The sequence below is a fragment of the Mycobacterium sp. MMS18-G62 genome, assembly GCF_053877835.1.
On record NZ_CM132662.1, the window covers coordinates 5,555,847 to 5,568,079 of the forward strand.

9 protein-coding genes and 2 pseudogenes are annotated in these 12,233 nt (G+C 66.5%); 6 read left to right on the forward strand and 5 right to left on the reverse strand.

The genetic code is table 11. From position 1 onward, the window contains the following. Positions 1-554: 554 nt before the first annotated feature. The 4 genes from mobA to ACWW36_RS27750 all read right to left on the reverse strand — a co-directional run bounded on the left by mobA (position 555) and on the right by ACWW36_RS27750 (position 5,471). Positions 555-1,145: a molybdenum cofactor guanylyltransferase gene (gene mobA, locus ACWW36_RS27735; protein ID WP_456139125.1), complete on the reverse strand. Its 591-nt coding sequence runs from the start codon at positions 1,143-1,145 to the stop codon at positions 555-557. 10 nt (positions 1,146-1,155) lie between these two features. Next, positions 1,156-2,232, reverse strand: coding sequence for a 2-oxoacid:ferredoxin oxidoreductase subunit beta (locus ACWW36_RS27740; RefSeq protein ID WP_456139126.1), 1,077 nt, complete (start codon positions 2,230-2,232; stop codon positions 1,156-1,158). After that, positions 2,229-4,175, reverse strand: coding sequence for a 2-oxoacid:acceptor oxidoreductase subunit alpha (locus tag ACWW36_RS27745; protein ID WP_456139127.1), 1,947 nt, complete (start codon positions 4,173-4,175; stop codon positions 2,229-2,231). Before ACWW36_RS27745 ends, ACWW36_RS27740 begins: the two co-directional genes overlap by 4 nt. A 291-nt stretch (positions 4,176-4,466) precedes the next feature. Further along, positions 4,467-5,471 (reverse strand): LacI family DNA-binding transcriptional regulator, encoded by a 1,005-nt coding sequence (locus ACWW36_RS27750; RefSeq protein WP_456139128.1) that lies wholly within the window; start codon positions 5,469-5,471, stop codon positions 4,467-4,469. Between the two features lie 377 nt (positions 5,472-5,848). Here ACWW36_RS27750 and ACWW36_RS27755 point away from each other — a divergent pair. From ACWW36_RS27755 to ACWW36_RS27780, 6 genes and pseudogenes are all read left to right on the forward strand, one after another. Continuing rightward, positions 5,849-6,355, forward strand: a pseudogene (locus tag ACWW36_RS27755) (PGRS repeat-containing protein); the annotation flags it as partial. Positions 6,356-6,724: 369 nt separating this feature from the next. Further along, positions 6,725-7,372: pseudogene (locus ACWW36_RS27760) on the forward strand (PGRS repeat-containing protein); the annotation flags it as partial. Between the two features lie 151 nt (positions 7,373-7,523). Further along, positions 7,524-8,672: a phytanoyl-CoA dioxygenase family protein gene (locus tag ACWW36_RS27765; RefSeq protein ID WP_456139129.1), complete on the forward strand. Its 1,149-nt coding sequence runs from the start codon at positions 7,524-7,526 to the stop codon at positions 8,670-8,672. Beyond that, positions 8,669-9,673, forward strand: a complete 1,005-nt coding sequence (locus tag ACWW36_RS27770) for a Gfo/Idh/MocA family protein (RefSeq protein WP_456139130.1) — start codon at positions 8,669-8,671, stop codon at positions 9,671-9,673. Before ACWW36_RS27765 ends, ACWW36_RS27770 begins: the two co-directional genes overlap by 4 nt. Next, positions 9,673-10,545 carry a TIM barrel protein gene (locus tag ACWW36_RS27775; RefSeq protein WP_456139131.1) on the forward strand — a complete coding sequence of 291 codons (873 nt, stop codon included), beginning with the start codon at positions 9,673-9,675 and terminating at the stop codon, positions 10,543-10,545. Before ACWW36_RS27770 ends, ACWW36_RS27775 begins: the two co-directional genes overlap by 1 nt. Then, a complete protein-coding gene (locus tag ACWW36_RS27780) occupies positions 10,542-11,504 on the forward strand; it encodes a Gfo/Idh/MocA family protein (protein ID WP_456139132.1) in 963 nt (320 codons plus the stop codon). The genes ACWW36_RS27775 and ACWW36_RS27780 overlap by 4 nt, the downstream gene beginning before the upstream one ends. 2 nt (positions 11,505-11,506) lie before the next feature. Here ACWW36_RS27780 and ACWW36_RS27785 read toward each other — a convergent pair whose 3' ends face one another. Then, positions 11,507-12,118 (reverse strand): TetR/AcrR family transcriptional regulator, encoded by a 612-nt coding sequence (locus ACWW36_RS27785; RefSeq protein ID WP_456139133.1) that lies wholly within the window; start codon positions 12,116-12,118, stop codon positions 11,507-11,509. Positions 12,119-12,233 lie beyond the last annotated feature (115 nt).

The window sequence follows — 12,233 nt, forward strand, 5'->3', positions numbered from 1 at the left end:
CGGTGTACGTCAGAATCTAGGGCTTGCGTTCGCTGGTCGACGTAATGCTCGGGACGCTAGCGTCGGAAAGTGAAAAAGGTTGGTCCGGAGGGCTTTTCATCCGATATACGGTCACTGGTCAGCTGCCTGTGCGATTCGTGGCCAGCCAGTGGCACATTGACATGTTCTTCCTGAATTCTGCTGGTATCCAACATCTTTCACCGGCAGCTAGTTGCCGAACAACACTCTTCTCAGACGGAGTCGCTTCAACGCGGGCGCTGGCCAGCCATTGGCAGAATTCACCACAAGCCGCTCGGTCGGCGATTGATGGCTTGCGAAAGCTGTCGTCTCGCACCGGAGGTGCTCGAATAGGTGCACACTAACGGTGCAGCCAATTCGAAAACCCGTATCCCAGAGCCAGTTTCAAACGGTCAGGCTCAGCCGTCGGGCGTCAAGGCCGTACGCGCATGATGATGCTTGACCGTCATAATCGGTCTCTATTCGGGAAGCAATTAAGCGTCCAGAATTCCACGCATCCGAATATCAGATAACGAACGAATTACGCAGCAAATTTGCTAAGCAATTTGGGGTGGGCTCGTGGTGGCCAAATCGGCCGCGGTGTTGACGTTCGTCAGGGATCGCTGTGGCGGCATCACGATGCGCTGAGTGTCGACGGTTTCCACTAGAGCGCGCATGCTGCGCTCCCCCGCGGCGATCAGCTCATCGACCCGGTCCGCCAGAGAGGTCCGGTAGATACCGGCCAGATAGTGGTCGCGGCCATCCCACGGCAGCACCACGTCAGCGCCGAGCCGCAAGGCCGGGCCTGCGAGTTCGTCGATCAGCGCGACGTCAAGGAACGGCATGTCGACCGCGCAGACGAACGCGTGCTGCAGGCCGGCATCGGCGGCCGCCCGCAAGCCTCGCCCCGTCGCCAGCAGCGGTCCGACGCCGCGAACCTCGTCGCGCAGCACTTGGGCCTCAACGGTGGGCATCGGTTGTCCCGGCGCCGCGATCACGAAAACGGGCGAACACCGCGGGCTTAAGACGGACACCGTGCGCTCCAGGAGCGTGGTGCCTTCGTAGGAAAGATTGGCCTTGTCGCGGCCCATTCGGCGGGATGCCCCGCCGGCCAGGATGACTGCTGCAAGCGGCACGGGGGGCGTCACGTCAGTGAGGTTAGTCGACGGTCCAGGTGTCCTTGCCGCGGAGCAGCGACTGCAGTGCGGCCGTGTCGTGCGGCTTGGCCTCGGTGGCCGACCGCACCTGTTGGCGCGCAGCGTCGTCGTACGTCGGCTTGCTGACACGTCGGAAGATGCCCATCACCATGTGATCGAGGTTCTGTTCCGACAGCCGGGACAACGCAAACGCGTACGCCGGATCCTGCAGCGTGGCGTCGTGGACGACGATCTCACTGGCCGACACATCGGCGGTCTTGGCGACCTCGAGTCCGTAGCCCGACTTGACCACGCAGTACTCGCCGTCGGCGCCGAATGTGATCGGCTCGCCATGGGTGAGGTTGATCAGCCGTTCCTCGGCGCCCTCCTTGCGCAGCGCGTCGAAGGAGCCGTCGTTGAAGATCGGGCAGTCCTGCATGATCTCCACCAGCGCAGCACCGCGGTGCTCAGCAGCCCCGCGCAGCACCTCGGAGAGCCCCTTACGGTCGGAATCGAGTGCGCGGCCGACGAACGTCGCCTCGGCCCCCAGCGCCAGAGACACCGGATTGAACGGGTAATCCAGCGAGCCCATCGGCGTGGACTTGGTGATCTTGCCGACCTCCGACGTCGGCGAATACTGCCCCTTGGTCAGGCCGTAGATCCGGTTGTTGAACAGCAGGATCGTGAGGTTGATATTGCGGCGCAGCGCGTGGATCAGATGGTTGCCGCCGATCGACAGCGCGTCGCCGTCACCGGTGACAACCCAGACCGACAGGTCCTGACGCGCGAGCGCCAGCCCGGTCGCGATGGTCGGCGCGCGGCCGTGGATCGAGTGGAATCCGTACGTCTCCAGGTAATAAGGGAAGCGGCTCGAGCATCCGATGCCGGACACGAATGCGATGTTTTCGCGGCGCAGCCCGAGTTCAGGCAGGAAGTTGCGGATCGTGTTGAGGATGACGTAGTCACCGCAGCCGGGGCACCACCGGACCTCTTGGTCGCTGGTGAAGTCCTTGGCCTTCTGCGGCTCATCGGTGGTGGGGACCCCGCTCAGCTTCGACAGCGGTGTCAAACCGAGATCCGTACCGATTACGTCTGTCATGCGCTAACTCCCACACCATCTTCTACGGTCGCCGCCGCCAACCGCGCGAACTTGGCCTTGTCAATTTCCTTGTCGCCCAACGTCCCGTCCAGCGCGGCATCGATGATGCCCTCGACCTCTTCGGCCAGGAACGCCATGCCTTCCACCTTGGTCACCGACTGAACGTCGACCAGGAACTTGCCGCGCAGCACCAGCGCGAGCTGGCCGAGGTTCATCTCCGGCAGCACGACCTTGGGGTAGCGACGCAGCACCTCGCCCAGGTTGGCCGGGAACGGGTTGAGGTTGCGCAGTTGCGCATGCGCGACCTTGATGCCCTTGCGCCGCGCGCGCCTGCATGCCTCGCCGATCGGGCCGTAGCTGCTGCCCCAGCCGAGCATCAGCAGTTCCGCGTCGCCGGTCGGGTCGTCGACCGCGAGATCGGGCACCTTGATGCCGTCGATCTTGGCTTGGCGCAGCCGCACCATCAGGTCGTGGTTCTTCGGCTCATAGGAGATGTTGCCCGAGCCGTTGGCTGCCTCGAGACCGCCGATGCGGTGCTCGAGACCCGGCGTGCCCGGAACGGCGAACTGGCGAGCCAGTGTCTCGGGGTCGCGCGCATACGGCTGGAACGGCTCGCCGGACTTCGCGAAGGCGTGATCGATCGGCGCGAAGGTGGTCACGTCCGGAATGCGCCAGGGCTCAGAGCCATTCGCGATCGCGCCGTCGGACAGGATCATCACCGGGGTGTGGTAGGTGACCGCGATGCGGGCGGCCTCGACGGCGACCTCGAAGCAGTCCGACGGCGAACGCGGCGCGATGATCGCGACGGGCGACTCGCCGTTGCGTCCGAACATCGCCTGCAACAGGTCGGCCTGCTCGGTCTTGGTGGGCAAACCGGTTGACGGTCCGCCGCGTTGCACGTCGACGACGATCAGCGGAAGCTCGGTCATCACGGCGAGCCCGATCGCCTCGGATTTCAGCGAGATGCCGGGGCCCGATGTGGTGGTGACGCCCAGCGCACCGCCGTAGGACGCGCCGATCGCTGCGCCGATACCGGCGATCTCATCCTCGGCCTGGAACGTCAGCACGTTGAAGTTCTTGTGCTTGGACAGCTCGTGAAGAATGTCCGAAGCCGGCGTGATCGGATAGCTACCCAGCACCAGCTGGATGTTTGCGAGCTGACCCGCGGTGATGAGGCCGTACGCCAACGCAGTATTGCCCGAAATCTGGCGGTATTCACCGGACTTCAGCTTGGCGGGCGCGACCTCGTAGGTGGTGCCAAACGCTTCTGTGGTCTCGCCGTAATTCCAGCCGGCCTTCAATGCCAGCACGTTGGCCTCGGCGACGTCGGGCTTGCGGGCGAACTTCTCGCGGATGAACGCCTCGCTGTGCTCCAACTCGCGGCCGTACATCCACGACAGCAGCCCAAGCGCGAACATGTTCTTCGCGCGCTGGCCGTCCTTCTTCGATGCGCCGATGGATTCGACGGCGCCCAGCGTCAACGTGGTCATCGGGACGGCCTGCACGACGTAGTCCGAGAGCTCTTCGTTCTCGAGCGGATTTGTCTCGTAGCCGACCTTCGCGAGGTTGCGCTTGGTGAACTCATCGGAGTTGGCGATCACCAGGCCGCCGCGGGGCAGGTCCGCGATGTTGGCCTTGAGCGCCGCCGGGTTCATCGCGACGAGCACGTCGGGTCGGTCGCCCGCGGTCAGGATGTCGTAGTCGGCAATCTGGATCTGGAACGACGAGACGCCGGGCAGTGTGCCCTGTGGCGCACGGATCTCGGCCGGGTAATTCGGCTGAGTGGCAAGGTCATTGCCGAACAGGGCCGCCTCGGACGTGAACCGGTCACCGGTGAGCTGCATGCCGTCGCCGGAGTCGCCCGCAAAGCGGATGACGACTTTTTCCAGCTTCTGCCGAGGGCCTGAAGTGCCGGGACTGATCGCGTTGTCGATGGCCCCCACTGCGCCTGCCTTCCGCCAAGTTTTCGGCGAAGTCCTCCGAGTCGCAGTCAGTGTGACGCGCCGCCGGCGGACGTCCGCCAAAGTTTGATGTCACTGCCAGTACCGATTATTGCACTTCTCTTAGGCAGCGATTTACCCGACGCGCGGGGAACGTGGGGGTGACCTGGGAGCGAACCCACAGCTCACTCGACGTGCCGCTGGGCGGCGTGAGACAAAATTGTGTTTTCCGTCACTTGTACGAGAATGCCATTCTCTAAGAATTGGTTACTGATCGGTAGCCACCTGCTCGCACTAGCTCGGCAGGTTGTACGGCGTGATGACCTGGATCGGCACCGGCCGTACCGGCTCTGCCGGCAACGCCCCGCGCTCCTGCAGGATCAGCCGCATCGCCAGGCGCGCGTCGGCGCGCAGGTCGTTGTGCAGGACGGCTGAGACGCGGCCTTCTCGCAACAGTTGCCGGTTGTCGGCGTCGAGGTCGTGGGCGATAAAGACGCGGCACGGCCGCCCGAGCCGTTCGAAGGCCGCCACGGTGGCGGTGTTACCGCCGCCGACGGAGTAGACCGCTTCTATGCCGGGGTGTTGCTCGAGCGCATCGAGCACCAGCCGCTCATTGGTCGCATCGATGCCGTCGCTGTCGCTGACTTCGACGATCGCCCGCCCCGACCCGCGCAGTGCTGAGCGGAAACCGACCTCCCGCTCACCTTCACCGCGGAACACCGTGCGAGACAGCGTGATGAGGACGTCCGACGGCGCAGGCCCCAGCCACTGATTCATCAGATAGGCCGCCGTCACGCCGGCGCCGTGGTTGTCGATGCCGACGTAGGCGGAGCGCGAGCTCGTGGGCACGTCGGTCGCATAGGTCACGACCGGCACGCCGGAGTCGACGAGCCGGTCGATGGCCTCGGCTACCTCCGGCTCGTCCTGGGCCTTGAGGATCACGCCGTGGCTGCCCCGGATCTTGGCGAGCGCGTCGACCATCTGCGACGCCTGCCCGGTCTCCCACAGGTGAAAACGCGCTCGCAGCATCGCCGGCGCGAACACGGGCAGTTCGGCCTCGACCGCTGCGCGGAACGCGTCGGAAAACCGCTGCGGCGTCTGCATGACGACGTCGATCAGATAGCGCCTGCCGACTAAGCGCAGCTGCGCGCGCTGCTTGTCCAGATCGGCGATCGCCTGCATCACCTCGGCCCTGGTGTTCTCACGCACGCCGGGCCGTTCGTTGAGGACGCGGTCGACGGTGGCCTCGCTCAGGCCGGATTGCTGAGCGATCTCGCGGACCTTGTAGCGGTGCGGCACCAACGGCTCCAGTTCTGTCGGTGAGGGGTTTCTGACGGGTTCTTGATGCTGAGGGCAAGGGTGTCACACACCGGCGGGGCGGTACGACGTGCGCCCAAGAAGCGCCTTGTAGGGGGGCTTCGTTGTCAGGTAAAGACCTTATTTCTAGGTGTGTGTTTGCTGCATACGATCCGGGCTATGGCGCAAAGACGGCCCAGCAAACCGCATTCACAGCGGTGTCCTTGGTAAACGAGCGCCGCGCATCGCTGCAGCAGTTGCGACGGCGAAATTCGAGTAGGCGACTACTCGCGCCAATCCGGCGGCGCACACGAAACCTTTGACATGTCCAGCAAAAGACGGGTAGGCGTGCGGCCTACGCGAGAATCAAGGGGTTACATATGTCCAGTCGAAGCAAACGAGGTCCCAGCGGCCGTCAGGCAAAGGGGCAAGCGTTGGCCGTGGCCATCGGCGGCGCAGGTATTGTCCTGGCTGCCCCTGCGGCGGCGTTGTTGGTCGCTCCCGCCGGCGTAGCGCACGCCGCACCGGCGGCCCCGTCCGCCGAGGTATGCGGCCTCACCAGCCTCTTCGGCTGCAATTCGCCAGGAGGGCCCACTCTTCTCAAAGCGCCCCTCGCGCCCACCCTTTCTGATCCGTTGGCCTTGAATCCCTTCCTCGACCTCGCAGGCCAGATCCCGGGTTTGAATATCTTCATCGGCAACGGCGCCGACGGCACCGCGGCTCATCCCGACGGCTTCAACGGCGGAATCTTCGCGGGTAGCGGTGGTGACGGCTACAGCCCGACCACTGCCGGCGCCAACGGAGGCAAGGGCGGCAACGCGGGATTCTTCTACGGCAACGGCGGCAACGGCGGCAACGGCGCCGACGGCACCGCCCTCGTCGCAGGCGGCAACGGCGGCGGTGGCGGCAACGGCTCGCTGTTCATCGGAAACGGTGGTGCCGGCGGGAATGGCGGCCAAGGTGGAGCCGGCATCGACGGCGTCAACCCGGCGACGTTGAGCACGGCTGCCCCCGGCCTCAACGGCGTCGACGGCGTGTCAGCGGCAACTAGCGGCCACCCCGGCGTCGGCCTGCAGAACGGCGGCACGGGTGGCGTCGGCGGCAACGGACAGAACCTCGGCCTCGGCGGAAACGGCGGCGCCGGCGGCGGTGACGGCGGCAACGGCGGCAAGGGCGGCACCGGCGCTGTAGGCAATGCCGCGCACCTCTCCGGCGGCGGCGGCAACGGCGGCAGTGCTGTTGCCAACGGCGGCAACGGCGGCGACGGCGGCAACGGCGGCAACGATCCGACGGGCGCGCCTGACAGCGTCGGTGCAAAGGGAGGCAACGGCGGCAACGGCGCGGTCGGAGTCAGCGGTACAGGCGGCACTGCCGGCGGCAGCGGCGGCAGCGGCGGCAGCGGCGGCGCCTTCGGTACTGGCGGCAGCGGCGGCTCAGGCGGCACCGGCGGCCAGGGCGGCGACGCTGCGAACGGCGGCAGCGGCGGCGCAGGCGGCACCGGCGGCGCCACCCTGAAGAATCCCGGCGGCACAGGCGGCAACGGCGGCACCGGCGCCGCGGGCGGCACGGGCGGTAGCGGCGGCAACGGTGGCAACGGCGGCGCAGCCGGCACCGGTGGCGCCGGTAGCGGGACGGCAGGCGCGGCCGGCGCCGGCGGCAGCGGCGGCTCGGGTGGAACCGGCGGATCCGGCGGCGCAGCCGGCGCGGGCGGCTTCGGTGAAACCACCGGGGCATCTGGCAGCGTCGGCACCGGTGGCGTCGGAGGCCATGGCGGCGCCGGAGGCAATGGCGGCACCGACGGCAACGGCACGACCGGCGGGGCCGGCGGCAGCGGCAGCGGCGGGACCGGAAACTCGGGCCAGTCCGGTGGTTCCGGCGGTGGCGGCGGCGCCGGAGGCACCGGCGGCGGCGTGTAAACCGCTACGCGGGTTCAACCTCGGGGGCGTCGGTACACACCGGCGCCCCCGAGCGGCTGCCATGGGACTGTCTACGTGACGGTTATTTGATGGCTTTTTGGCGTTGAATGCGGTCGCTGTCACAGCAAGACTAACCGGCATGACCGCGGCCACCCGCAGGGTGTGGATCACCGACGACGACTGCAGGCTCGACGAGTTCGTCGCGCAGATCCTGCGTGACACCGATCCCGCCGACTATCCACTCGCCACCCAGATTCGATGCAACGTGCCGGTTTACGATGCGCGCTCGGCCGGCGATCGGCAGGCACTGCAATCGGAACTGATTCGGGCGCTGGCCGACGGGCCCGGCGTGGTCATGTTCAAGGCGGCCTTCGCCCCCGACGTGATCGACGCGGCCAACGACGGGTTCTTCGCGATCATCGACGCTCAGCACGCCGCGGGCTCAGCCTCCGGCGACCACTTCGGCAAGCCCGGCGCCAATGACCGAATCTGGAATGCCGCGCAGAAGCTGGCGCTATACGCGCCGCGGGTGTTCGCCGAGTACTACGCCAACGACGTCCTTGCCGTCGTGTGCCAGGCCTGGCTGGGTCCGCGCTACCAGGTCACCTCGCAGGTGAACGTCGTCAATCCCGGTGGCGCCCAGCAGGTTCCACACCGCGACTATCACCTCGGTTTTGTGCCGGACGAGCACCTCGCCGCATACCCCGCCCATGTGCATCGCGCCTCGCCGCAGTTGACGCTGCAGGGTGCGGTGGCCCACTGCGACATGCCGGTCGAAAGCGGGCCGACGATGCTGCTGCCTCATTCGCAGCGCTTCGACGCCGGCTACATCGCGTTCAATCGTCCGGAGTTCATCGAGTTCTTCGCCGAGCATCAGGTCCAGCTGCCACTGGCCAAGGGCGACGCGATGTTCTTCAACCCAGCGCTGTATCACGGTGCGGGATCGAATGTTTCGACCGGCATCCGCAGGATCGCGAACCTGCTGCAGGTCTCGTCGCCGTTCGGCCGTGCGATGGAGGCGCTGGACCGCACCGCGATGGTCCGCGCGGTCTATCCGCACCTGCGCGCGATGAAATCGGCGGGCCGGCCGCCGCAGGATCTGCTCAACGTCGTGGTGGCAACCGCCGAGGGCTACGCCTTTCCCACCAACCTCGACAGCGATCAGCCGATCGGCAGCCTGGCTCCGCCAAGCCAGGTCGACACGGTGCTCGCGGCGTTGGCAGATGACATCACGCCAGACGAACTCGACGCCGTGTTGCGCGAGCAGAACGATCGGAGAATCCCATGACCACCCTCGGCGTAATCGGGTTGGGTCGCATCGGCGCGTTCCACGTCGACACGCTGTCGGGGCTCGACGGCGTTGACGGTTTGATCGTCACCGACGAGCACCAGGAGCTTGTTGCGGCGGTGGCGGCCAAACATGGTGCGAAGCTGGCTGATTCGGTGGATGCGCTGCTCGCATCCGGCATCGACGGTGTGGTTGTGTCGGCGGCCACGCCTGCGCACGCCGAGTTGACGCTGGCCGCCGTGGCACGCGGACTGCCCACGTTCTGCGAGAAGCCGATCGCGTCGACCGCCGCCGAAAGTGCCAAGGTGGCCGAGGTGATCGCCCGTTCCGGGGTGCCGGTGCAGGTTGGATATCAGCGTCGGTTCGACGCGGCGTTCGCCGCCGCCAAACGCGCGGTGGACGACGGTTCCCTCGGGCCACTGCACACCGTCCGCAGCACCACCATGGATCCCGCTCCCCCGCCGATGGAGTACATCGCCGGCTCCGGCGGCATCTTCCGCGACTGCGCCGTCCACGATTTCGACGTCATCCGGTGGATCACCGGCCAGCGGGCCGTCGAGGTGTATGCCACCGGAAGTGTGCAGGGCGACCCGCAGTTCGCCGAATTCGGCGACGTCGACACGGCCGCCATCGTGGTCAAGTTCGACCAGGGCACCATAGGGCTGGTGTCCGCGGCCCGATACAACGGCCACGGCTACGACTGCCGCCTGGAGGTACACGGCTTCCACGACACGGTCGTCGCGGGATGGGACCAGGGTGTGCCGGTGCGAAACACAGACCCCCACACCGAGTTTCCCGACGGCCCGGCCCACCACTTCTTCATGGACCGCTTTACCGACGCGTTCCGCGCCGAGCTGGCCGCGTTCATCGACGTCGTCAACGGCGCAGCCGCGCCGGCGGTCACAGTCGACGACGCCGTTGAGGTCGCATGGTTGGCCGAGGCGGCGGCGGAGTCGTTGAAGCGCGGCACCCCGGTACGCATCGAGGATGTGAGGTCATAGTGAAAATCGCAGGTGCACCAATCTCGTGGGGTGTGTGCGAAGTACCCGGCTGGGGATATCAGCTCGAGCCGAGTCAGGTGCTCGCCGAGATGCGAGACGTCGGCCTGTCCGCCACCGAACTTGGGCCCGAGGGCTTTCTGCCGTCCGATCCACACGAACTCACCACGCTGTTGAACTCCTATGGCCTGAGCTGCGTCGGCACGTTCGCCCCTGTCTTGCTGCACGACGCCAACCACGACCCGATATCTGACATCGCCGGCCCGCTGAACGCGCTACAGGCATGCGGGGCAACAGTTCTCGTGCTTGCAGCAGCGACTGGCACCGACGGTTACGACACGCGACCGATACTCGACGACGCGCAATGGGCCACACTGCTGACCAACCTCGACCGGCTTGCCGACGCCGCCGCGGACCGCGGCGTGCTAGCCGTGTTGCACCCACATGTCGGGACCATGGTGGAAACCCGCAGCGACGTGGCGCGGGTGTTGAAAGGCTCGACGATCCAGTTGTGTCTGGACACCGGGCATCTGTTGATCGGCGGGACGGACCCGTTGCAGCTGGCTCGAGGGGTGCCGGCACGCATCGCACACGTCCACCTCAAGGACGTCGATGCCAAGCTGGCGACCCGGGTCCAGTCCGGCGAGTTGACTTACACCGAGGCGGTGCGGCGCGGCATGTACACCCCGCTCGGGGCGGGCGACGTGGACATCGCCGGTATCGTGACCGCGTTGCGCAGCAATGGATTTGACGGATGGTTCGTCATGGAACAAGACACCATCCTTGACGGCCGGCCCGCCGACGAGGGTCCGGTGCGTGACGTCCGGGCGAGTGTGGCTTTCATGACCGACGTCTGCAGCCGCATCCCGGCATGAGCCTGCGGATCGGGGTGCTCGGGGCGTCCCGCATCGCCGAGCTGGCCATCGTCGGCCCCGCTCATGAACTGGGGCACCGGCTGGTGGCCGTGGCCGCGCGGGATCCGGGTCGCGCGGAGGCGTTCGCCGAAAAGCACGGTGTGGAGCGGGTTTTGGCAACGTATCACGATGTCGTCAACGATCCGGACGTCGATGTGGTGTACAACCCGTTGGCGAATGCGCTGCACGCACCGTGGAACCTCGCGGCGATTGCGGCAGGCAAGCCGGTGCTGACCGAGAAGCCGTTCGCCCGCAACCGCGTGGAAGCCCAACAGGTCGCCGAGTCGGCCGACAGAGCCGGGGTTACCGTGATGGAGGGGTTTCACTACCTGTTCCATCCCGTCGCGCGCCGCGCGTTCGAACTGGCGTCCGACGGCACGCTGGGAGACCTTGTCCACGTCGAGGTCCGGATGGCGATGCCGCCGCCGGAATCCGGCGACCCTCGGTGGTCACTGGAACTGGCCGGTGGCGCCTTGATGGATCTGGGCTGCTACGGCCTGCACGTCATGCGGCGCCTCGGCCACCCGTCGATCATCCGCACACACGCCGAGCAGGCCGCCCCGGGGGTGGATGCCTGGTGTGACATCGAACTCGCGTTTCCCGGTGGCGCGACGGGCCTGTGCGCAAACTCCATGGTCGCCGACGACTACTCGTTCACATTCCGGATAGTCGGCACCAAGGGAGACGTATTGGTGCACAACTTCATCAAGCCCCACGACGACGACCGGATCACCATAAACACGGCCGCGGGCACCACCGTTGAGCGGCTAGGCGTCCGGCCGTCTTACACCTATCAGCTCGAGGCGTTCGCCGCGCACGTGCAACACGGCACCCCGCTGCCGCTGGGTACGCGGGACGCCGTCGAGAACATGGCATACGTGGACGCCGCCTACCGCGCGGCGGGTATGACGCCGCGCTAAAACTACTTCTTGGCGGACAGTCCCCCCATCGTGATTTTCACAAGGGTGTCGGCGGCGGCCCCGTCCAGATGTGGATGACCGAGTAGGCGGCGGTACATCAGCGGGCCAATCAGCAGGTCGATGGCGTCGTCGGGATCGATGTCCGCACGGAATTCGCGCGTGGCGACCCCGCGGGCCCATACCCTTTTGATCACGTCGCGGTGCGCGAGCACCAGATGTTTGTGCACTTCTGTACGCACCACCGGATCGAATTGGCCTTCGCCGATCAGTTCGGCGAAAACCCGGCCCTTGGCCCCCGAGTAGAAAGTGGTGAGGCCGTGCAGCGCGGTTCGTAAATCCGTTGTCACCGAATCGGTGTGGGGATCGGGCCGGTCGGCGATCGTCTCCGACAGGAACGCCTCGGCGGCGACCGCATACTTGTTGGGCCACCACTTGTAGATCGTGGCCTTGCTGACGCCGCTGCGGCCGGCGATCTGCTCGGTCGTCATCGCTCGCAGCCCGACCTCGTGCAGCAGTTCGGACGTCGCCCGCAACACCGCGCGGTGCGACTGCTCGCTGCGAGGGCGCCCCCGCTTACCCCCGCCGGCGTCGGGCTCCCCACTGACATCCGCCATCGCACTCCCGCCCCCTCAGCCCGCGCTCGGCGGGCCGACCTCCGGGGAGTTTACGGGACCGTCAATGCCATTTCTGTGTGTGCGCTATGTTGCGCCGCTTTTTCACGCGACGTTG